The organism is Microseira sp. BLCC-F43, assembly GCF_041929235.1.
Lineage (GTDB): Bacteria > Cyanobacteriota > Cyanobacteriia > Cyanobacteriales > Aerosakkonemataceae > Microseira.
In genome coordinates this window covers 16,741-37,631 of sequence record NZ_JBHFNP010000159.1, presented here as the reverse complement: position 1 = coordinate 37,631, position 20,891 = coordinate 16,741, and the positions used below count along the sequence as shown (strand labels likewise).

Genomic DNA, 20,891 nt, shown 5'->3' with positions numbered 1-20,891 from the left:
GACCTATTACCTATTACCCATTCACAGATGAAGCAACCAGAGGCTTAGATTCTTCAGGTTTTTCAAATACCTTGTTCGGCTTCCGCAAACCCAAACTGTGACGAGCATATTCATGTTTCCGAGCATAGATGTCGCTGATAAAATTATTCAGCGGTCTTTCCACATCTTTGATAAAGTCTGCAAACCAATTCCTTTGATCTTTTAAAGGGAAACGGCTAATTACAGGACGGAGTAAAGCGCGATAGCGGCGGCGTCCGAGACGATTATACCGCTTTTCAAAATACCAATCTTCCTCAAGTCCCCACTTTTGGCGGAAGTGATTAAAGCTGGCTAGATCCCAAGCATCACTCCAGCGCAACATAAAATAAGTCACATCCCACCAGTCTAATTTTGCACCAGTCATGTATGTGACTATGCTGTTGCGATCGCAATAAACCGTACCGCCATTATGAGTCGCCATCAAACACAAATCGATGTGTTCTCTCGTGCTAAGCAACCCTTCATCCATCCCGCCATGTTTTTGCAAGAATTCAGTCCGCACTAACGCACAGTGCAACTCAACGAAATCGCACTTAACCCGCTTCAATTCGTGGGCAATCTTAGAAACACGCCGTCCTTCTAAATAGCTATTTTGCACCGCAAATCGTCCAGATTTGCCATTTTCTACGCGAGTTTCAAAGTAAGTTTCGCCACCCCCATTGTGAACGACTTCATGCACGGGTTCGTCAATGCAAGTTAAAGTCCCAACCACGGTTGCATCAGTTTCTTCCGCAGTTTCTACTAAGCTTTGCAACCAACCGCGTTTAACCAGTACGTCGTTATCAATAAACACAAGATACTTGGTTTTAACTTCTTTAAGTCCCAAGTTTCTGGCTTTGTTAGGGGAAATAAAATGCTCGGTGCGAATCAGTTTAAAATTCTTCTCCTGGGATTGCTCTTGCAGATAGCGCTTGAGCGAGGGAGAAGAACCACCATCGACGTACACTAATTCAAAGGGATAATCATCGGTTTCGCTGTAGATGCTTTCTAAAGACTCCCGACTATAGCTAAAACGCTCCCGTGGTACTACGACAATTGTCACAAGTGGTGTTTGCATGGTTGATGTCTCCATTGCTGATTGTTCTTGGGGTAAGTTGGTAGTGACGGTCATAATTGCTCCTGAGAAATGAATGGTTTTGTAGTAAGGACTTCAGTCCTTAAAGCTTTGTAATAAAGGACTAAAGTCCTTACTACGAACAAGGATTAAGCAGCCACTTTGCATTCGAGTAACTCTTTCAGGAATTGGGCAGTTTTTTGTGCGCCTTGAAATTCAAAATCCTTAAACTCTTTCACAACAGGTTGGTAAAGATATTCGACAATTTTCTTAGCCAACTTTTCTGGTTTTAAATCATCTGGCTGAATCACCTTGACGATTCCCAGTCTTTCCATCTTTTCGGCTCTCACTTTCTGCTCCCAATCTTTATTAGAAGGAAGCATCATCGACTTCACACCTGTGTTGAGAATGTTCATTGCAGTATTGTAGCCACACAAGCTAATGGAAAGTTCTGCTTTTTCCATATAAGCCAATAACTGCGATGTGTATTTCCTCAAGGTCAGATTGGATTTGTTTTCTGCTGCTTTTTGCAGTTGTAAAAACTTTTCATTCGGGATAAAAGGCCCAGTAAATACTTGCAGGTGATAGTCGGGTAAAAGCTGTTTTATTACTGAGCTTGCTTCTAGAATTGATTCTAACAGTTCGTGCCCTAATTGTCCACCCCCTACACTCACTAAAATCATCGGATTTTTCCGATTAAAATCAATCAAATCTTCCAGGGGTACGGCAGGATTTTCCGGAGAAGATTGAACGACATATCCCGTGTAACGGATATCGCATTTGATGTCTTGGACTTGAGGGAAACTTTCTTCTAGACGATGAAAAGAGGGGTCGGAATGCACCAGGAGTAAGTCAAAGTATTTATTCAATCGATCGCAAGTCTTCTCGATAATCGCCTCCCGATTTTCATATGCTTGAGCCATCACCACATCGCGCAGACTGCAAACAACTTTAGTTTTACGTCCTGTTGCTTGCACTCGCTCTAACAGTGGAATAGATTCAAACTCAAACTGATATTTCTTGAACGGATACCCTTCGATCGTTAAACAATCAGGCTGGAATTCATCGAACACTTTGAGCAGTAAATTTTTGCGACTTTCCTTCACTTCCTCAATATTTTGAGAACTGTCTGCAACTTTAACTTGCTTGTTTTCCGACAACAGTAAAGGTAGAGTCACCAATTCAACATTGGCTGGAAAATCAAACCCCTCTATTTCCGTTCCCGCTTTGACAAAACAGACTTTAAACTCTTTAGCGAGGCTGCGAATAATTTCCGTACTCCTCACCAGATGACCCATTCCTAAGTGATACTGACAGTAAAACAAAACCTTTTTCATTTTCCCCTCTACTTAAGCAGCCTCAATCAGTTGTAATTCAAGTAAATTTTGCAGCAATTGGGCAGTTTTTTGCGCTCCCTGTAATTCCAAATTTTGGCAGAGGTTTTTAACAGGTTCTTTGTTGAGAGAGGCAATAATTTTTTCAGCCAGATGAGCGGGTGACAAATCCTCAGGACGAATCACTTCAAGAATTCCCATTTTTTCTAGCTTTTCGGCTCTAATTGCCTGTTCCCGGTCTTTATTAGAAGGGTAAATCATCGAGCGAACGCCAGTTTTGAGAACATTCATTGTCGTGTTATAGCCACCCAAACTTATGGAAAGACTTGCTTTTTCCATATGCTCAATTAACTGGGTAGTAAAACGCCGAATGTTGATGTTAGTTCTATCTGCGGCTAACTTTTGCAGTTGCAAAAACTTGTCATCTGGCATCAACGGCCCCGTAAAGATTTGAATTTGATGAGGCAAGTGTTTTTCCAGAATTGCAGCAGCTTCTATCACAGCTTCCAGTAAATCGTGACCCAGTTTACCCCCGCCAACACTGACTAAAATTGTGGGTGCTTGACTGGTCAAGCTGGCGATATCTTCGTCAGTAACTCCAGTATTTTCTATTGGAGATTGGACGACGTATCCTGTGTAACATACTTGACATTTCAGGTCTTTTGCTTTAGCCAAACTTTCTTCTAATCGATGCACTTTTGGATCGGAATGATACAGTAACAGGTCGTAGTACTGATTCATAAACTGACATCTTTCTGCTTCTTCTTTGGCGCGTTCTTCAGTATTCTTGACCATAAAAATGTCTCGCAGACTGCAAACAACTTTGGTTGAAGGCTTTGTCGTTTTTACTCGCTCTAGGAGTGGTACTAACTCAAAGGACAAACTATTTTTTTTACTAAAGGGAAAACCTTCTGTAATTAAACAATCAGGCTGCAATACGTCAAACACTTTGAGGAGCATATTTTTGCGAATTTCTTTAACTTCCTCAAAGCTGAGCGAACTCTCTGCAATCATTGTTCTATTTTCTGACCAGAGCGTTGTCGGGTCTACCTGAATTGCTGGTAGGTGGATTGTTTCAACACCCGATGGCAGTTCAAATCCCTGCACAGGCGTTCCACCTTGAACCAAACAAACTTTAAAGTCCTTACTCAGGTGGCGAATGATTTCTGTTGTCCGAACTAAGTGACCTAGACCTAGAAGATTTTGGCAGTAAAACAAGATATTTTTCATACACCTCTTCCCTAATTTTCCGTGATTCAATAGCCTTTAAACCGCTGTGGGTAAATCGGCGTATAAAGACTTGGAATAGCTGCAGGCAAATTCGTCAGACTCAATGCCATGCAACAGGTTATAAATGTAGCGAGTAGTCTGAGGAAGTCCATCCAAATCAAGGCGCGAAACCCCAGGAATATGACTGGTGGAATCGCTCAGTTGTTCTAAAATTGTTTCCATCAAGCCTTGGGGTGTCAAACAATCCGGATGAATCATTTTCACTAAACCCAATTGATGTAGTCGTTCAGCGCGAATTAATTGCTCTTTAGCTGGTTTGACGCGAGGAACGATAATTGATTTCTTTCCTAAAGAAAGAATTTCGGTTACCGTGTTATAGCCACCCATAGAAACAACGATGTCAGATGCTTCCATGTAGCTGATCAAATCATCGGTAAATTCGCTAATTTGAACGTGGGGATATTTTTGCGCTGTCTGATAAAAGGCTTGTTTCTGGGATGCCTTCATTTCGGGGCCACACAGGATGACGCTTTTTAATTTGTGTGACTCAGGAAGATGTTCTAGACTGGCAAAATAGTTGGCAATCAAGTAATCGCCATCTTGACCGCCACCCGGCGTAACTAACACGAATTGTTCGTCTGATTTGATTTGCAATTCTTGGCGGAGGATGCTACGAGGCTTCAAACCGGGTTCTTTACGGATGTAGCCACAGAATCGGACTTTTTTAGCGGTATGAGCGGGAAATTTATATTCCCTTGTCAGGTTAAAAACTTCTGGCATTCCCACAACCAAAATCTGGTTGTAATAAAAGTAAATCGCTTCGTGATAACCGTTATTTTTCCATTCTGGAATCGTGACTTCCGGACTGTCGAGGATATCTCTCAGCAACAGGATTAGTTTGGTTTCTGGCAGCACGCAGTGCAAATATTTTATTGTGGCTTTTAGTTCTCCAGCTATGCCATCTGGTTTTTTATCAACCAGGAACATATCCGGTTTGAAATTAATCGCTGTCGCCAGAATTATTTCGGAACGAAGCTTGACTGTTTCATCAGTTTCAGTGTTGAGATATTTAGCTGATAATTGACCGGATTCCCCCCGATTCAGACAAGGCAGTTTGACGTAATCAAGTCCTTGAGGTAGCCGAAAACTATGCAGCATCGGCGAACCAGATACGACTAGAATTGAAAGATTTGGAATGGCTTTCAACAAATAGTTACAAATGGCAAGCATTCGGCTAATATTGCCGAGACCGAACGTATCGTGAGAATAAACCATCAGTCTCATTTTCAAATGCCTCCCAATGTTTTCAATGGCTGTTTAGAGCGAATGTTCATGAGGGAATTAGCGAAACTGTTGTTGAAGTTTCGCACTCAGGACTTACGCGCGATCATCTTAGAAACTTTTTGATAGAAACCCGGTTTCTTTGGGTAGCTTGACTGTGCATAAATCAAGAAGGTTCCGGCTAATTTTTACCTTTCTTTGCAGCGGTTTTCCTCTGCTACAGAACGAGCGGCTGACTTTCAACCTTGAGGCTGATAGTCAGAGGATTGCTGTATTTGTATTTTAGTAAACTTTTATAAAAATTATATGAAGTTGTTATGAGAAAGTTCTCATTTGGCCTGTGGAACTACTGAGACTGGGAAACGTCTGCGGGGCAGGTACGATGCGACTGGCTCTTCTGTTAAATTTTTCTTATAGAAGTTTAACAGAAAACTTATCAACAGATGTGAAAATTGTAAGTAATACTACTGATTTTGAACTCACCAGTTGACTTGGGTACTGCATATGAAGGTTCATCACTTGCAGATGCCAATCGCACTAGCTTTGTCGGCAGGTATTTTCAGCCTTGCTGCTTGGTCTGCACAAGCTATCCGACTTGCAGATGGAACCACCTACTTTGCTAACCCGCCGCGTTTGATGGGTGCGGTAACGACGCAAAAGGATGCTAATTCCTGGGGTGCAAGGTATTATTTTACCCTCGCGATGCCGGAAAATGCGGGGGAGCCTTTGCAGAAAGTGGCGATCGCACAACAACAAGGCACGGCGCGTCCGCGTTTCGATCTCAATAGAACCGAGGCATTTGAGGGAACCCGCAACCGTCCCGCTGCCAGATTATCCTTAAAAGAAGTCACAATCGACCCCCAAACGCGAGGGATAAAAGTGATTTTTGACCCACCCGTTCCCCCTGGTAAAACAGTCACCATCAGACTTTATGCGACTCGCAATCCCAATGTCGGAGGTGTTTATTTATACGGTGTTACCGCATTTCCAACCGGGGAAAAACCCCACGGTCAGTTTTTAGGATTTGGGCGGATTCAGATTTATGAAGATAATAATGATGGGGTTTGATATCCTGTCCCTTCCCATAGATTGTAGGGGCACGGCGTGGGAAAATCTTTGAGTTAGCAGCAAAGCCTGTTGATGCCGTTGATTGTAGGGGCACGGCGTGGGAAAATCTTTGAGTTAGCAGCAAAGCCTATTGATGCCGTGCCCCTACCCTGTTGTTGACGCCACTGAAAACTGTGGGAGGCCAAAAAAATTTGTAAAACCCGCCCCTACAACCCTCAAAATATACGATGACGATGTACCCGGACATGATAAGCTGATGTGCCTTCAAGTTGCATAATGCAGATTGCCCCAAAGACGCACCGGACGCACCAGACAGGGAGACGCGGTGATGCAATTTCAATGACGATTAGCTTATGACCAATTAGCAATTAGCAATTAGCAATTAGCATCAAAAACTAAAAGTTGTCCGAATTGTCCCTAGATAAATTGTGTCGTTATCCCGGTTGTGTTCGGGATTTGTAACCACCAAAAAACCCAAGGTAACGGCTAGATTAGGCATGACTGGATACCGATAGAAAGCTTCTAGTTGCAATGAGGTATCGGGGTCTTCATAGTCGCTACCATCAACGGCAAAATCGTTATTAATAACCTTTGGCGGTACACCAATCATTAAACCAGCTAAACTGCCTTCTTTAATTAAATCCTTCGCCGCAAGCATCAGCGCCCAGTTTAAAATGTTTGCTTGAGGATTGTCGGGTAAATCGGTAGCGGTGGCGCGGGTGAAGCCCACCCAGCCTGATAAAGTTAAATTACGTGTGAATTCGATACTAGATTGCACTCCTAAAGAGTCGGCAGATATCGCTTCACTTTCGTCATCAAACGGATCGTTGGCGCGATCGCTTCCCGTTCCCGTATTGATGTTATTGTAAGACCGCACGTAGGCTAAAGCGATCGCCGCCCTTTCATTGGGTTCAAAGGTGAGTTGCGCGATTGCACCATAAGCACCCCCGCCAATTCCCATGCGCGGATCGTTCGCTTCTTCTGCTAAATATCCGAAACTTAAACTAACAGCATCGTTAAATTCATAAGTCATCCCCACACCGCTACCGTTTCCTTGTCGATAGATGGGGTTTCTCGCTGCAAACCGCGAGAGCGACCCCTCAGAAGACGAGCCAAAAAGAGGATTTATAGGCTCGGCTATATCATTTAATCCACCCCCTACGGCTTCAACCACAATTGTAGCTTTTTTGCCCAGAGGAGAGCGATAGTTCAAGCGATTTATTTCAAATTGATTGCCGCTATCCCCTTGAAAGGATAAGCGAGCCATACTTGTTTCCGTCGCTCTATCTACTCTGGAAATATTACTAGCTTGCAGGCGAGTTCTCAAACGATCTTTGCCAGTAAAACTGGTATCAAAAGTCAGCCTGTTTCGCTGACCAAATGTGAGGTTATTGTCCGTGCGTTCCCCACTCCCATCTGCTCTTTGAGTATCCCCCACACCGCTGACTGCAAACAGCACTTGCCCAGTCAGTTTAGTAGTTAAAGAAAATGGCTCTGCCGTCCCCTGGCGATTTTCGCTCCTCTCAAATTTTCCTTTAATTTCTGCTAACTCTGTGGAAAATTCTGACTGCAATCGGTTGATTGCTTCTATCTCTTCTTTTGTTACTGGACGCAGATACTCCATCGCCGCGTAAAGTGCTGCCGCAAATTCATAGCGGCTGAGGGGACGGTTTCCCCGCCATGTTCCATCTGGATAACCTTCAATTACTCCGTAGGGTTCTACTAAAGATCGGAGTGCTTGATAAGCCCAATCTGTTGGCTGAACATCGGTTAATTGCCACACTGGAGTAATGCGTTCTCTGGGTTTATTTTGTTGATTGGGGTTGCTTGGATAAATGGGAGTTTGCGGTTGTCTTGTCTGAGCAAATGGCATGTGGAACGCGAAGGAATTTTCGATGTAAATTAAGCTTAAATAGCTCCCCAATATAAGACTTTGACCTAAGTTTAACAACCTGTTCAATTCACCCTCAACCACTGTTTTTGCTCTACTACTTGCAGCAAAATTATATTATTTTTTTATAATTATTTCATGAATCATAAATGAGAAAATTCTCACAATTGGTCATTGGTCATTGGTAATTGGTCATTGGTAAAATTGTTTTTCATTACCCATGACCAATTACCGATTACCGATTACCCATTACCATTACCCATTACCCATTACCGATTACCGATTATTCCGGAGTTTATAACCGATCCCTCTGACTGTCTCGATATAGTCGCCTTTGAGCTTTTTACGCAGATATCCCACATAAACATCTACGATATTGGAACCGGGGTCGTAGTCGTAACCCCAGACATGTTCTAACAAGCTATCGCGACTCAAAACTTGCCCTGGATGACGCAGAAACATTTCCATTAAAGCGAATTCCCGCACAGAAAGATCGAGAGTGCGATCGCCTTGCTTCACCACGCGCTTGCGTAAGTCTAATGTAACATCGCCTACCTTTAAAACCATCTCTTCATTCGCTTTTGGTGCGCTGGCATCGCGCAACCGCAAGCGCACCCGCGCCACTAATTCTTCCAAGCTAAACGGTTTGGTCATGTAATCATCTGCACCACTTTCTAATCCAGCCACGCGATCGCTAACATCGCCCCTAGCTGTGAGAATAATAATTGGCATTTTCTCTCCCCGACCCCGTACTTCTTCGAGTACCTTCCACCCATCTTTATTAGGCAGATTGATATCCAAAATCAGCAGGTCGAAATTTTCGCTACAAGCTATAGAAGCGGCTTCATTACCGTTGGCAACCTGCGTGGTGGTGAAGCCATTTGCTTGTAGACCTTTTTCCAGAAAATTGGCAATTCGCTGTTCGTCTTCAGCAATTAGAATGCGATTCATTTAAAAATACCTCCTGGGGGGGTTCCGGTGGTAAAATCAATGTAAAAGTAGAGCCTGCACCCGGTTTGCTAACCAGTTCGATTGAACCGCCATGAGCTTCTGCGATCGCGCGGACAATAGCTAATCCTAAACCCATCCCCTCCGGACGACGGCGACTCGCAGCAGCACGAGCAAACCGTTCAAAAATCCGCTTTTGGTCGGCAAGGGAAATTCCCACACCCGTATCCCTTACCCAAAAATGAACTTTACCATGAGTTACCGTCGAACCCAAAGCAATTTCATCTCCTTCTTTTGTGTGCTGAGTTGCATTCTGCGCCAAGTTCACTATCGCCTGAGTTATCCGCTGACGATCCCCGACAATGCGTCCTTTTCCCTGACTTTCCAAACGCCAGTTGCGATCCCCTAAAGCTTTTGTCTTAGCAAAAATTTCCTCAGTCAACAAACCAATATCCACCAGTTCCAAGTTTAAAAAATCCGGTTGTTCTGCCTTAGCTAGCAGCAAAAGGTCATCGACAAAACGATTCATTCGAGCCAATTCATCCGTCACCAACTCGATGGTTTCCCGTTGCTGGGGAATGTCGTGTCCCAACAATTCCAAATAGCCTCGGATAATTGTAATCGGCGTTCGCAATTCGTGTCCCACATCATCGATAAAGTTTCGCTGACTCGCAAAAGCATTTTCTAAGCGATCCAACATTTCGTTAAACGTAGCAGATAATTCGGCAATTTCATCGGCACCTTTGACAGGAATTCGTCGAGTCAAGTCAGACTCGCTAATTTCGCGAGCCGTTTCTGTAAGTTGGCTTAGGGGAGCCAGCACCCGTCCAGCCGTAATCCAAGCTAACGTTGAGGCTACCGCTAAGACAAAAATTCCCACCTGAATCACAACAAAAACAGCTTCATCTACTTCTTCTCGTTCACCTGAAAGCCAATGGACGACCACAAACACCCCTCGCACTTCGCCTTCAACTATCACGGGTTCTGCTTGATAAAGGATCGTAGCTTCAGTCGTTAAAATTTCTCCCCCACTTGGCTGGGTTACTTGCCCCCATTGCTTGATAATGTTTGAATCCCCGCTTAAAGGTGGTGGCACCGCCCTGGGGCTAGCTCTGTCCAATTTCCCGTTTACAATAGCGAGTAAAAACTCATCATCATTGGGAATATTTCTAGACAGAAATAGCTTGAATAGTCCATCCACATCGCTGCCAAAAGATTCTCCCGTCTTGGGGTCTTTCCCCTCCTTAGCCAGTTGGCGGAACTCTTCTACTTCTTGATTGAGAGACTTGTGAATTCGCCTTTCTAAGCGAGCAAATAGAGTTTGACGAATTGCCAGAATAGATATTACGTCAGAAAAAGCAATCAGCAAGATGCACCAGCCTAGAATACGTGTGCGTGTTCCAAAAAGTACTCGGCGCCATCCTGTCTGCTGATTCTTCATGCGTCATTTTAAATTTCTTTGATTCATCATAATATTTTATGACAATAGTTCGCAATTCGTTCTTCCTTCTTTTTTGCCACAATCAACAAAAGCAGAGCGCAGCAATACTCCGAAGAAACTTTAGTATCAATGGTCACAAGTATTTATGCAGTTCGTAGTCAGGACTAAAGTCCTGATAGCGGTTTGCCACGGGCGTGAAATACACTTGTAGCCATTTGCAGTCGAATCAACGGGGGTAGGGACTAAGGCTAAAGTAACAGGATTAAAGCCCCTGTCACACGCTTACGCATACCCAGGATCTGAGTACTAGGGGCTTGACAAAACTATCCTTTGCTGTATGTCTATTAGTCCTGTAAGAATGAGAATCAAACTTATTGGGTAAAAATCACGGGTCAAAGACCCGCGATCTCTACCTATCAAAGGTTCAACTAAAGACAAAAAAAACGTTTATCATCATTGTTTTTCTCCTGCCGTTTCCCTAGTAAGCAGATTGCTGTAAAATCCAATCTTGTAAAATTGGATTGACTAATTCCGGGGCTTCATCTTGCGGACAATGTCCCACACCTTCCAAAGGTATAAACTTTTGTACTTGGGGGTAATTTGCCAATTCTCGCCCTAAATCAAAGGGTTCCCAAGGGTCATCTGTTCCCCACAACATGATGGCAGGACAGGGTAAAATTGGCAGCAAATCTTCCGGTAATGGCCCAGAAGAATAGCGGGTAAAGGCAGCAAATACATCCACCGCACCCGAATCGAAAGCGGGTGAAATTAGCATATCAACCAATTCATCTGTAACGGCTTCGGGATGCTTGTAAGCTTGCAGGAGAATTTTACGTACCGCTTTAGGGTTGGCAATTTGACGGAAGAATAGCTGTGCCATCCATCTCACCCCTAGCAACTGTTGAACCACCGATGCGCCAAAGCTGCGATACCAAGGCATGTGGATGCGCTTGCGTTCGTGCAGCATCCGCAGGGAACAGTTGATTAAGGCAACTTGTTTGGCAATATCTGGATAATCTACCGCAGCTTGCATGACAACGATACAGCCAATCGAATTACCGACTAAAAAAGCGGCACCGCCGACGACTTCTTTACAGAAATCGGCTATTTGCTTTCCCCAGGTTTCAAAGGTGTAATTCATCTCGACTCCAGGGGTGGGTTTTGCCGAACCGCCAAAACCAATTAAGTCAATCGCGTAAACTCGTGCATTTTGTGCTATGACGGGGATATTTTTGCGCCAGTGTCCCCAGGAAGCGCCAAATCCGTGGACTAGAACGACTGCCGGACCAGAGTTTCCTTGAGTTTGATAGCAGATGGGGAAACCTTGCCATGTCCAGGTGTGAGTGGTGGTGGTGGAAACAGTATCGATCATGGGAGTGGGAATGAATGGTGCGATCGCCTATGGCAGCGTGCCATCTATTATTGTTACAATTATTTACAAATTCTGGAATGTGGGCTGTGATGGTTTTTCCGCTACCCGTGCAGCTGGGGTCAAAATTATGTCAGGATCGAGATAATGACTTGGTGATTTTTGCAGAGGCTGGTGCAAACTCCTATCTGGAAAAACCGATCAAACGGCAGATAACCGATTAAAATTCAATTGTTAAATCCAAAATCTCAAATCTCAAATCTCAAATCTAAAATCAAAAATCTCCCTGATATGGAAAAAACCGGCACAACCATTGGCAGCTACGCTCCCGATTTTGAACTGCCGGGAATCGATCGAGCAGTTCACCACCTGGCTCGCTATCTGGAAAAGTACCGAGGGGTTGGGGTTATTTTCATGTGCAATCACTGCCCTTACGTTAAGGCGTGTATCGACCATCTCAAAAAAATTCAGGCGGATTTTGAGAGCGAAGGGTTTACCTTGATCGGCATCAACGCCAACGATGCTAGCTTGTATCCCGAAGATAGCTTTGACAACATGCTTTCCTTCAGTGACGAGTATCAACTCAACTTTCCCTACTTGCGAGATCCAACTCAGGATGTGGCGAAGAGCTTTGGTGCAGCGGTGACACCCCAGGCATTCCTGTTAGACGATAAAGGCGTGCTGCGTTACTGCGGCAGTATTAACGATCGTCCTCAAGCACCGGAATTGCTGGAGATGGCTTATTTACGCAATGCGATCGCTCAATTGCTCAACTCAGAACCAATCAACCCATCGTTTACCGAACCCGTCGGTTGCTCTTTAATCAAATGGCGAGCGTGAAGACGTGGCAATAGGTAATTGGAACGTCAGTCAGCAGCAGTGAAACCTTCTCAAAGGTTGAACATCTTACGTATCAAAAGCTACGAGCCTGGGCTAGATACAGGGGAAAAAAGGGCATCAATAAGGAAAAATACTGGAGAACAGTAGGCGACCAAAATTGGTGTTTTTGCACCGAAGAGGGATGAGAATTAACCCAACACTCCGCGACGCCTATTATTAGGCACATCAAAGTTAAGGGGAACGCTAGCCCAGATAACGGTGACTGGATTTATTGGAGTAAGCGACGTGGCGAACACCCCGAAGTACCTACTAACTCAAGTTGCTAGTTATCTCATGCATAGCAGCTAATGGCTAATGGCTAATGTCAGTAAAAATCCAAGATTAGCAATTAGCAATTAGCCAGCTGGCAACGCGCTTGTTTATAACTAGCAACTTGCATTACTAGAGTAGCAAAACTACTCAAGGCACAGAAAGGAAAAAGCACTCACTGCGGTCTGTACTTTACACCTACAGACAGTGTAGAAATTGACCAGATCAAACCAATATCATTAGGTGGTAAGGATACCTACGATAATCTTCAACTTCTACATCCACATTGTCACGACACAAAAACGGCTCAAGATGGCTGCATTCACAAATGCCATGATGATAAACCGTTTTGAATCGTACCTATGACAAAGGTGAAGTTATTGAGGAGCAAAATGATGGGAAACCATCACGTTCCGTTCTGAAAGAGAGGTAGGGATACATTGCTCCTATCGACTCTACCCGACTCATTCCCAGCAAGAAGATTTGCAGCGACAGCTGGAGCATTTACGATCGCTGTACCCAGAGGCGGAAGTCATTTCAGAAGTTGGAAGCGGACTCAATTTTAGAAGGAAGAAATTCCTTTCCATTTTGGAGGGAATCATCGACGGTGATATCCAATGTCTTGTCGTTGCTCACCCAGACCGACTTGTCAGATTCGGATTTGAACTGGTGAGGTGGTTATGGGAAAAATTTGAGTGCCAACTCGTGGTTCTCAATCACAGCTTCCTCAGTCCAGAACAAGAACTCGTTGCAGATATGTTGTCCATCATCCACTGTTTCAGTTCGCGGCTTTACGGACTTAGGAAGTACTCAAAACAAATCAAAGAAGACTTACAAAAAGAAAATCCGTCACTCAAAATCGCTCTCGACAAAACCTCAACCCAACAGTGTGCAGAAAATCAGGCTATATCCTAGCCCCGAACTGCACAAGGTCACAGAAGTGCTGGCTGGCTCAGTACTGTAACGGCAAGCAGCTTGTTTTGCAGCTGACGATGCCTTCCGCAGCGGCAAAAAAGATGGAGGGATTGCCAAGTTTAAATCGGCATCAGCCACCAGCCAAACAATACAGTTCTTGGCTGGTAATTAACGCAAGTTGCTAGTTATAAACAAGCGCGTTGCTAATTGCTAATTGCAAGCTTGCTAATCTTGGATTTTTACCAATCTCGCCATTAGCCTCGTGACCACGGCAGAGCCTAGTAACGCCATTAGCCGCTCCCAGAGAGATAACTAGCAACTTGAGTTAATTACAAAAATGGCACGTGGTATTGCCACACAACCAAAGCGTTAAAGTTTGCTACGATTGGGCAATCAGTCCCCTACCAATGCGAGTATGGGACAGAGCTGGTGTACCGTCGTGGTAAGTGGTTTGGCTGCTTTCCTGAACCTAAAGAAGTTGCTGGCAATCCCACTTTCTTAACTGGCTACGATCGAGAGAACGTCTTAGAGATTAGCAAGCGAGACATCGGACCCATTCAAAAGCAGTGTAGACACCTTGACAAACTAATTAGCCGTTCTACCAAGGTTGCTTGCCCACAGGGGAGAAAGATCGCGATTGCTGCTGGTCGAATCAGAGAAAGAATCCAAAATCTGAGCAAAGATTTGCACAACAAAACCACTAATTTTTTGGTAAAATACTACAAAGTGATTTTTCTTCCTACTTTTGACTATAGTCAGATGGTGTTCCAAAATAATTCGGTTAAAAAGCGCTGGATTAAAAACAATTATCTGGGCAATATCTTGATTATTTACCATAAAAATTTTTAGCAAAAGCTCAAGCAATAAAAGGCGTGATTGTTGTTATATGCAACGAATCATAAAGGTAAAAAACTGGCGGAAACTGTGGCTGCATTCACCACAAGCTTGGTGGCGCAAAAGTGTTCAAATGCCCAGATTGTGGGATTCGTATCCCGCGTGATGTCAAGGGCGAACGTAATATTTTGCGTGCTTGGCAGGCAACTGCCAAAACCCTTGAACCATGATTCTATCGGGCTTTCTGATTTGTCAGAATTGACGGATGCTATAGTTAATCAGGTTTAAGCGTTTTGATTAGCTTAAAAGTTGCACATCTGCCCCCTGTACTGCTATCTTAGGTTGGAGATTGTTTGACTTGATAAACAATAATTATTGTGGTGGGAATATTCTGGCGGAGGTCTAGATGGGGATAGCATACCGGCGGGTATTGCTAAAGCTGAGCGGTGAAGCCTTAATGGGTAACCTTGGCTACGGAATCGATCCGGGGGTGGTGCAAGAAATCGCTCAGGAAGTGGCAGAAGTGATCAACAGCGGCGTTCAAATCGCTATCGTTGTCGGTGGGGGTAACATCTTTCGCGGCGTCAAAGCCGCGTCAGCAGGGATGGATCGCGCAACGGCAGACTATATCGGCATGATCGCAACGGTAATGAATGCCATGACGTTGCAGGATGGGTTGGAACAAATCGGCGTGCCGACGCGCGTGCAAACCGCGATCGCCATGCAGGAAGTCGCAGAACCCTACATCCGGCGTCGCGCCATACGTCACCTGGAAAAAGGACGAGTGGTAATTTTTGGCGCTGGGTCGGGAAATCCTTTCTTTACCACCGATACAACGGCGGCGCTAAGAGCGGCTGAAATTGGCGCCGATGTGATTTTTAAAGCCACAAAAGTAGACGGGATTTACGATAGCGATCCCCACGTGAATCCAGATGCCAAACGCTACCAAAGCTTGACCTACGGTCACGTTTTGGTTAACGATCTGCGAGTGATGGATGGGACGGCGATCGCTCTATGTAGAGAGAACAACATCCCAATTATGGTGTTTGACCTGGGAGTTCGCGGCAATATCCATCGCGCAGTCATGGGAGAACCTGTGGGAACAATTGTCGGAGGTTTTTGTGAAGTTAGCTGATGCTGAAAGTCATATGCAAAAAGCGATTGAGTCTACTCAACGCGCGTTTAATTCTATCCGCACGGGGAGAGCCAATGCCGCAATCCTCGACCGGGTAATGGTAGAATACTACGGGAGTCCAACACCTCTCAAATCTCTAGCCAACATCAATACCCCGGATGCGAGTACCATTGCAATTCAACCCTACGACCGCAGCAGTTTGAACTTAATCGAAAAAGCCATCTCCATGTCGGATATCGGCTTAACTCCTAGTAACGACGGTTCGGTGATTCGGTTGAATATTCCTCCCCTCACCAGCGAACGCCGCAAAGAATTAGTCAAAGTAGCTGCTAAGTATGCCGAAGAAGGAAAAGTTTCGATTCGCAATATCCGCCGCGACACCGTAGAAAACATCCGCAAGCAGGAAAAAAGCAGCGAAGTTTCTGAAGATGAAGCGCGGAACATGCAAGATAAAATTCAAAAACTGACCGACAAGTACATTGCCAAAATTGATGAATTGTTAGCCGAAAAAGAAAAAGACATCACCACGGTATAAACCAACCGATGCACCAGCGATTAGCCTGAAAGGGATTGCCGTTCTTCGTAGGCGCTTGATCGCCGTTCCGTTCTTCGTAGGCGCTTGATCGCCGTTCCCGTTCTTCGTAGGCGCTTGATCGCGGTTCCACGGACAACCCTAAAAGGCACTCGCTGGCTGGACAAAATGTTTTGGGCGAACAATGTAAGCACAGTGGAGTGGATAACCCAGGATTTGATAGATCGCATCTACATACTTGATCGCAATTTCCCGACTTTGGTAAGAGCGAACGATCCGTTCGGTGCCGTTGGCGTAGCGAATGCAAACTTCCCAAATCATAAGGCAAGGCTCGAATGGGTAAAAAAATAAATCGTTCCGGTCGTAAGTTAACCAAAACTTCATCAATAATCCTATTACCTACACAAAAAATTTGCATACCGTGTAACTAATGAATTGTATGCTGGGTAAACTTACTTGTGTAAATTTCAGGGGAAAAATTGAGTAGCGAAAATTACGGAAACGCCAAAATGAAAAAAATAAAGATGACAAATGAGGAATAAAGGAGTTACCAATGAGTTAAAGCAATCGGCTGCTAGGGTAACAACCTCAGGACTTACGCTCAAAAGAGGCCAGAAACCCGGTTTCGACCGTCGTTCGCGCTAGCGTTGGGAGGCATATCTCTGGTGGCCTTTCCCAACGATTTTTCGGAGAAACCGGGAATATGAGCGTAACTCCTAACCCTTTTTTGTCAAAATCTCAACCCCTTTTTTGTTCAGGAGCAAAATTTCAGCGATATGTTTGACTGCATAATTGTCGGTGCTGGTCCTGCTGGTGGAGCCGCAGCGTATCATTTAGCGAAGCGGGGACGCTCAGTTTTAGTTGTGGAAAAAGAAAGCCTGCCACGGTACAAACCCTGTAGCGGTGGGGTATCGCCCGCGATCGCCGAGTGGTTTGATTTTGACTTTAACCCAGCAATTTCCCTCAAGGTGAATGCAATTCGCTACACCTGGAATATGGAAGATCCCGTAGATATACAGCTGAGCAAGCTGGAACCGATCTGGATGGTACGGCGGGATGTATTTGACCATTTTTTGATCGAGCAGGCACAGAAACAGGGAGCCGAACTGCGGGATAATACGGAAGTTAAGGGGATTGAGTTTAAGAACGGAGTCTGGCAAGTCAACACCCCCAACGGTCCCGTTGAAGGTCGCTACCTGATCGCCGCCGATGGTGCAAAAGGCCCAATGGCAAAATGGCTGGGTTTTAAAGACCGTAAAAGCCGACTCGCAGGTGGTTTAGAAGCTCAAACCCCCGCACCCAATGACACCGATGCCAAAATCAACTTCGAGTTTGGCACGCTCAAAAACGGCTATATTTGGAACTTCCCCAAAGCAGACGGCTATTCTATCGGCGCCGGAACCTTCCAAGGCGGCGAACTGCAAGACTCTAACGGCGTTTTGACTAACTACGCCACCCAGTTTGGCTTAAACGGCGCCACAAGCAAGCTTTTCACCCATCCCCTTTGCTTGTGGAACGGCAATCAAAAACTCCATACCCAAAACGCCGTATTAGCTGGGGAAGCCGCCTGCATGGTCGATCCGTTTACCGCAGAAGGCGTTCGTCCTTCTATCTTTAGCGGCGTCAAAGCAGCGGAAGCAATCGACCGCGCCATTGGCGGCGACCTAGACGCCCTGGAACAATACACCCAAATTATTAACGAAGAATGGGGTGCGGATATGGTATGGGCGCAACGCTTAGCAGGTCTGTTCTTCCGTATGCCTAAAGTCGGTTACAAAGTCGGCGTCAAAAAACCAGTTGCTAGCCAAATTATGGCTGAAATCCTCTGCGGTAAACAGCGTTATTCAGAAGTAGCAACCTATGGGATAAAACGACTGAGTAGCAGTTTGCTTCCCGGTTTTAAAGGGTAATAGGTAATAAATAGGTAATTGGCTTTTATTAGTTATGAGTTTTAAGTTAAAATTAACTCATTAACTATTAGCCATTACCCATTACCCATTACCAACTGCCGATCGTTGTTGGTAAGCAAGATACACCGCTTCTAAAAACACATCAGCAGTGACGCCCGATGGTAGAGGTGGCGAATCAATAATAGTTCTAACTTGACGAGTGAGTTGCGAACTCAATTCGGATTTAGCTGTGGGTGACATGGCATTGCGACGCCGTAAATACTCGCGAATAGTAGCAAAGTCATCGGGTAATAGCTGGGATAAATTAGCTATTTCTGGCAATTTTTGAGCGAGTTGTTTGGCAGATTCAGAAATGGGGAAATTGGCAGCTACAGCTTGAAATTCTTCTTGCACTACAATCGTTCCCGCGACTAAATCGCCCAGTCGCTTTTCCCGAGGATTTAAGACAATTAAAAATGCGCCTAGAAATAGTATGTCATCGACGGGACGCAGTAATGCTCGCAACGTCGCTTGTTGAATACCAATTCGCCGTCCATCATCGCGAATCACGCGAATTTTAGCCCAGCGTTTTCCGGGGGTTTGACCCTGCCAGATTACCTCAAAAAAGACAAAATAACCGACATAGATAAAAAAGTTAATTAAGAGAGCGATCGCAAATAAGTAAAGTAGTATTTTTGGTTGATTTGGAAACGCATCCACGATCCCAACAGTGAAAATTCCCCAAGCAATCCAAAACAAAAGGATGCTTAACCCCAAAGCAATATAATCGAGCAGCAGTGCTAAGGCGCGATTGCCTATTCCCGCCAGAGTAAATTCTAGTTCTACACTTTCTGGCGTTTGGAGTGTAACTCGATTAAAAAAGCGCATAAAATTTAGGGATAATTTTTGTTTTGATGGGTAACTCAATAGATTTACCGCTCGCGGCGATCGCGCATTTGCAAATCCAGCCCTTCGCGACGACTGCGAAGATCGTAATACATAACAGATTTGATCGCCTGCCAGAAAGGCATCACAACTGCCCCACCCAATAAACTAAAAGCCAAATTAATAAAATATACAATCCAGTATGCTTGGGTATTCGGGTCAAGACGTACCTGGAAAATAGATGGAACATATCCAGTTACAATCTGAATCGGCAACGTTACCAGGAATGCCACAACAACAATGTATTGTATTCTTCCTACCGCCCCCTCAGTTAACTCCCAACTTCTATCGATACTTTGACCTCCTCCTGTAATATTCTCTTCCACGGCTAGCGGTACTTCGGCGATTGACCAGCGAGAGTAAAGGCGAATAATCACAACTATACCAACTATGAATAAGACTAAAGCCGCGATCGCACCAAGGATAGCCCCTCCTTGTTGTCCCAAAATCAGAACGGGAATCAAGAAAGCCAGGAATATTGCTACATAAATTGCTATGTAAAGCCCAAACAGTCTAAGCGCGATGCCAAAACCAACACCCAGAAACGACCACATGCGCGGATTTATCGTTTCCCTTGCATGACTAACGCTTTCAGGTTTGCTAATCAATTCTTTAAAAGCCAAGCGGGAAATTAACCCAGAAATTGCCGCATACTTTGCCCAACCATAAATAGGTAGCAAAATCCACAGATGAGCAAATATAGACTGGAGTAAATAACTTTTGAAATTCGATCGGTACAGCACCATTCCAGCACTGACCACATTACCGACACTCATGGGGCGGAGGGGACTTTGAGACATTGCTTGTACTCCCACAGCAACATTGGGTTTGACGCGATCTTAAGTTACTCTGGACATAGTCGGCAGAAAATTTTATGAATATTCAACGTTGGATTGCACGGCGGGAACCCGACTGGAAGCGCCTAGATGCACTTTTAAAGCAAGTCGAAAAAAAAGGACTTAAATCTTTACAAGCAGGTGAAATCAAAGAACTAGCCAGCTTATATCGTTCCGTCTCGGCAGACTTAGCCCGTGGGCGCACTCAGCAAGTAGGCGACACCTTAGTGCAAGACCTGCAAATTTTAACATCGCGCGGCTATAACCAAATCTACCAAGGTTCGCGCCGCCAAGAATGGCAAGGCGTAGTTGAGTTTTACCGCTGGGGACTACCCGCAGTCGTGCAGCAAACCTGGGGATATATTGCTGCTGCAACAGCTTTATTCCTGCTAGGATGCCTTGTCGCTTGGTGGTATGCGTGGCAAGATCCGGCGTTCCTATCCCTAATCGTACCGGAACATTTGATCCGAATGGTGCGCGATGAGGGTAAGTTGTGGATGGGACGAATTGTCGGAATTGAACCTTTAGCATCCAGCGATATTACGATTAATAACCTGAGAGTATCCTTTGGGGCAGTTGCGGGTGGAATTACCGCCGGAGTATACACGGCATTTTTGCTTGTATTCAACGGACTTTTAATTGGTGCAGTTGCTACCCTCGTCGGTCAAAATAATCTCGCCTATCCGTTTTGGGCATTTGTATTTCCTCACGGTTCTTTGGAATTACCTGCTATTTTTTTTGCCGGAGGTGCGGGTTTTTTAATTGCCAGAGCGATTTTATTTCCCGGTCAATATCGCCGCCTCGATGCGCTGCTAGTTTACGGTTCTCTGGCAGTTCAACTGGTATTTGCGATTGTACCGATGCTGATGATTGCGGGGACGATTGAAGGCTTTTTCTCCCCCAGTCCCTTAGTTCCAGAACCTGTAAAGTATCTTGTAGGGATAGTATTGTTTACTCTTTTGGTCAGGTATTGCAGTCGCAAGAAAGTGGCTAATGGTTAA

Annotated in this window: 22 protein-coding genes and 1 pseudogene; 11 read left to right on the top strand and 12 right to left on the bottom strand. The window is 44.9% G+C overall.

The window, feature by feature from the left end; translation table 11 throughout:
* Window positions 1-13: 13 nt before the first annotated feature.
* From ACE1CM_RS22800 to ACE1CM_RS22785, 4 genes are all read right to left on the bottom strand, one after another.
* A complete protein-coding gene (locus ACE1CM_RS22800; RefSeq protein ID WP_374880650.1) occupies window positions 14-1,150 on the bottom strand; it encodes a glycosyltransferase family 2 protein in 1,137 nt (378 codons plus the stop codon).
* Between the two features lie 92 nt (window positions 1,151-1,242).
* Window positions 1,243-2,430 (bottom strand): glycosyltransferase family protein, encoded by a 1,188-nt coding sequence (locus ACE1CM_RS22795; protein WP_374880648.1) that lies wholly within the window; start codon window positions 2,428-2,430, stop codon window positions 1,243-1,245.
* Between the two features lie 12 nt (window positions 2,431-2,442).
* Complete coding sequence (locus ACE1CM_RS22790) at window positions 2,443-3,657, bottom strand: glycosyltransferase family protein (RefSeq protein ID WP_374880646.1); 1,215 nt, start codon at window positions 3,655-3,657, stop codon at window positions 2,443-2,445.
* Window positions 3,658-3,693: 36 nt separating this feature from the next.
* Window positions 3,694-4,941, bottom strand: coding sequence for a glycosyltransferase family protein (locus tag ACE1CM_RS22785; protein WP_374880644.1), 1,248 nt, complete (start codon window positions 4,939-4,941; stop codon window positions 3,694-3,696).
* A gap of 522 nt (window positions 4,942-5,463) precedes the next feature.
* On the opposite strand from ACE1CM_RS22785, the gene ACE1CM_RS22780 reads away from it, so the two are divergent.
* The gene (locus ACE1CM_RS22780) at window positions 5,464-6,006 is read left to right on the top strand and encodes a DUF2808 domain-containing protein (protein WP_374880642.1); all 543 of its coding nucleotides are present in this window, start codon (window positions 5,464-5,466) and stop codon (window positions 6,004-6,006) included.
* A 388-nt stretch (window positions 6,007-6,394) separates the two neighbouring features.
* On the opposite strand, the gene ACE1CM_RS22775 is transcribed toward ACE1CM_RS22780, so the two are convergent.
* The 4 genes from ACE1CM_RS22775 to ACE1CM_RS22760 all read right to left on the bottom strand — a co-directional run bounded on the left by ACE1CM_RS22775 (window position 6,395) and on the right by ACE1CM_RS22760 (window position 11,658).
* Window positions 6,395-7,981 carry an iron uptake porin gene (locus ACE1CM_RS22775; protein WP_374880640.1) on the bottom strand — a complete coding sequence of 529 codons (1,587 nt, stop codon included), beginning with the start codon at window positions 7,979-7,981 and terminating at the stop codon, window positions 6,395-6,397.
* Between the two features lie 192 nt (window positions 7,982-8,173).
* On the bottom strand, window positions 8,174-8,848 hold the full coding sequence (locus ACE1CM_RS22770) for a response regulator transcription factor (protein ID WP_374880638.1): 675 nt from the start codon (window positions 8,846-8,848) through the stop codon (window positions 8,174-8,176).
* Window positions 8,826-10,214, bottom strand: a complete 1,389-nt coding sequence (locus ACE1CM_RS22765; RefSeq protein ID WP_374880636.1) for a sensor histidine kinase — start codon at window positions 10,212-10,214, stop codon at window positions 8,826-8,828. The genes ACE1CM_RS22770 and ACE1CM_RS22765 overlap by 23 nt, the downstream gene beginning before the upstream one ends.
* A gap of 550 nt (window positions 10,215-10,764) precedes the next feature.
* A complete protein-coding gene (locus ACE1CM_RS22760; RefSeq protein WP_374880634.1) occupies window positions 10,765-11,658 on the bottom strand; it encodes an alpha/beta fold hydrolase in 894 nt (297 codons plus the stop codon).
* Between ACE1CM_RS22760 and ACE1CM_RS22755 the strand changes: the two genes are divergently transcribed.
* From ACE1CM_RS22755 to frr, 8 genes and pseudogenes are all read left to right on the top strand, one after another.
* The gene (locus ACE1CM_RS22755; protein ID WP_374880632.1) at window positions 11,639-11,803 is read left to right on the top strand and encodes a hypothetical protein; all 165 of its coding nucleotides are present in this window, start codon (window positions 11,639-11,641) and stop codon (window positions 11,801-11,803) included. The two genes, ACE1CM_RS22760 and ACE1CM_RS22755, sit on opposite strands and share 20 nt — an antisense overlap.
* 143 nt (window positions 11,804-11,946) lie before the next feature.
* Window positions 11,947-12,495 carry a thioredoxin family protein gene (locus tag ACE1CM_RS22750; RefSeq protein ID WP_374880630.1) on the top strand — a complete coding sequence of 183 codons (549 nt, stop codon included), beginning with the start codon at window positions 11,947-11,949 and terminating at the stop codon, window positions 12,493-12,495.
* A 437-nt stretch (window positions 12,496-12,932) separates the two neighbouring features.
* A complete protein-coding gene (locus tag ACE1CM_RS22745) occupies window positions 12,933-13,157 on the top strand; it encodes an HNH endonuclease (protein WP_374880668.1) in 225 nt (74 codons plus the stop codon).
* Window positions 13,158-13,209: 52 nt separating this feature from the next.
* Window positions 13,210-13,719 (top strand): IS607 family transposase, encoded by a 510-nt coding sequence (locus tag ACE1CM_RS22740; protein ID WP_374880666.1) that lies wholly within the window; start codon window positions 13,210-13,212, stop codon window positions 13,717-13,719.
* A gap of 429 nt (window positions 13,720-14,148) precedes the next feature.
* The gene (locus ACE1CM_RS22735) at window positions 14,149-14,568 is read left to right on the top strand and encodes a hypothetical protein (protein WP_374880628.1); all 420 of its coding nucleotides are present in this window, start codon (window positions 14,149-14,151) and stop codon (window positions 14,566-14,568) included.
* Window positions 14,569-14,642: 74 nt separating this feature from the next.
* A pseudogene (locus ACE1CM_RS22730) lies at window positions 14,643-14,783 on the top strand (zinc ribbon domain-containing protein); the annotation flags it as partial.
* Between the two features lie 176 nt (window positions 14,784-14,959).
* A complete protein-coding gene (gene pyrH / locus ACE1CM_RS22725) occupies window positions 14,960-15,688 on the top strand; it encodes a UMP kinase (RefSeq protein WP_374880626.1) in 729 nt (242 codons plus the stop codon).
* Window positions 15,675-16,223, top strand: a complete 549-nt coding sequence (gene frr / locus ACE1CM_RS22720) for a ribosome recycling factor (RefSeq protein WP_374880624.1) — start codon at window positions 15,675-15,677, stop codon at window positions 16,221-16,223. Before pyrH ends, frr begins: the two co-directional genes overlap by 14 nt.
* On the opposite strand, the gene ACE1CM_RS22715 is transcribed toward frr, so the two are convergent.
* Both ACE1CM_RS22715 and ACE1CM_RS22710 read right to left on the bottom strand, forming a co-directional pair.
* Window positions 16,210-16,353, bottom strand: a complete 144-nt coding sequence (locus tag ACE1CM_RS22715; RefSeq protein ID WP_374880622.1) for a hypothetical protein — start codon at window positions 16,351-16,353, stop codon at window positions 16,210-16,212. The two genes, frr and ACE1CM_RS22715, sit on opposite strands and share 14 nt — an antisense overlap.
* A gap of 8 nt (window positions 16,354-16,361) precedes the next feature.
* Window positions 16,362-16,541 carry a family 2 glycosyl transferase gene (locus ACE1CM_RS22710; RefSeq protein WP_226584272.1) on the bottom strand — a complete coding sequence of 60 codons (180 nt, stop codon included), beginning with the start codon at window positions 16,539-16,541 and terminating at the stop codon, window positions 16,362-16,364.
* Between the two features lie 455 nt (window positions 16,542-16,996).
* Between ACE1CM_RS22710 and ACE1CM_RS22705 the strand changes: the two genes are divergently transcribed.
* Complete coding sequence (locus ACE1CM_RS22705; RefSeq protein WP_374880620.1) at window positions 16,997-18,130, top strand: geranylgeranyl reductase family protein; 1,134 nt, start codon at window positions 16,997-16,999, stop codon at window positions 18,128-18,130.
* An 81-nt stretch (window positions 18,131-18,211) separates the two neighbouring features.
* Here ACE1CM_RS22705 and ACE1CM_RS22700 read toward each other — a convergent pair whose 3' ends face one another.
* Both ACE1CM_RS22700 and ACE1CM_RS22695 read right to left on the bottom strand, forming a co-directional pair.
* Window positions 18,212-18,997, bottom strand: coding sequence for an RDD family protein (locus ACE1CM_RS22700; RefSeq protein WP_374880618.1), 786 nt, complete (start codon window positions 18,995-18,997; stop codon window positions 18,212-18,214).
* 44 nt (window positions 18,998-19,041) lie between these two features.
* Window positions 19,042-19,854, bottom strand: a complete 813-nt coding sequence (locus ACE1CM_RS22695) for a DUF975 domain-containing protein (RefSeq protein WP_374880616.1) — start codon at window positions 19,852-19,854, stop codon at window positions 19,042-19,044.
* A gap of 74 nt (window positions 19,855-19,928) precedes the next feature.
* Between ACE1CM_RS22695 and ACE1CM_RS22690 the strand changes: the two genes are divergently transcribed.
* Complete coding sequence (locus ACE1CM_RS22690; RefSeq protein ID WP_374880614.1) at window positions 19,929-20,891, top strand: stage II sporulation protein M; 963 nt, start codon at window positions 19,929-19,931, stop codon at window positions 20,889-20,891.

Bases quoted from the DNA above. Each gene is read 5' to 3' on its own strand.
- ACE1CM_RS22800 (WP_374880650.1), bottom strand. From the start codon at position 1,150: ATGACCGTCACTACCAACTTACCCCAAGAACAATCAGCAATGGAGACA.
- ACE1CM_RS22795 (WP_374880648.1), bottom strand. From the start codon at position 2,430: ATGAAAAAGGTTTTGTTTTACTGTCAGTATCACTTAGGAATGGGTCAT.
- ACE1CM_RS22790 (WP_374880646.1), bottom strand. From the start codon at position 3,657: ATGAAAAATATCTTGTTTTACTGCCAAAATCTTCTAGGTCTAGGTCAC.
- ACE1CM_RS22785 (WP_374880644.1), bottom strand. From the start codon at position 4,941: ATGAGACTGATGGTTTATTCTCACGATACGTTCGGTCTCGGCAATATT.
- ACE1CM_RS22780 (WP_374880642.1), top strand. From the start codon at position 5,464: ATGCCAATCGCACTAGCTTTGTCGGCAGGTATTTTCAGCCTTGCTGCT.
- ACE1CM_RS22770 (WP_374880638.1), bottom strand. From the start codon at position 8,848: ATGAATCGCATTCTAATTGCTGAAGACGAACAGCGAATTGCCAATTTT.
- ACE1CM_RS22760 (WP_374880634.1), bottom strand. From the start codon at position 11,658: ATGATCGATACTGTTTCCACCACCACCACTCACACCTGGACATGGCAA.
- ACE1CM_RS22750 (WP_374880630.1), top strand. From the start codon at position 11,947: ATGGAAAAAACCGGCACAACCATTGGCAGCTACGCTCCCGATTTTGAA.
- pyrH (WP_374880626.1), top strand. From the start codon at position 14,960: ATGGGGATAGCATACCGGCGGGTATTGCTAAAGCTGAGCGGTGAAGCC.
- ACE1CM_RS22710 (WP_226584272.1), bottom strand. From the start codon at position 16,541: ATGATTTGGGAAGTTTGCATTCGCTACGCCAACGGCACCGAACGGATC.
- ACE1CM_RS22705 (WP_374880620.1), top strand. From the start codon at position 16,997: ATGTTTGACTGCATAATTGTCGGTGCTGGTCCTGCTGGTGGAGCCGCA.
- ACE1CM_RS22700 (WP_374880618.1), bottom strand. From the start codon at position 18,997: ATGCGCTTTTTTAATCGAGTTACACTCCAAACGCCAGAAAGTGTAGAA.
- ACE1CM_RS22695 (WP_374880616.1), bottom strand. From the start codon at position 19,854: ATGTCTCAAAGTCCCCTCCGCCCCATGAGTGTCGGTAATGTGGTCAGT.
- ACE1CM_RS22690 (WP_374880614.1), top strand. From the start codon at position 19,929: ATGAATATTCAACGTTGGATTGCACGGCGGGAACCCGACTGGAAGCGC.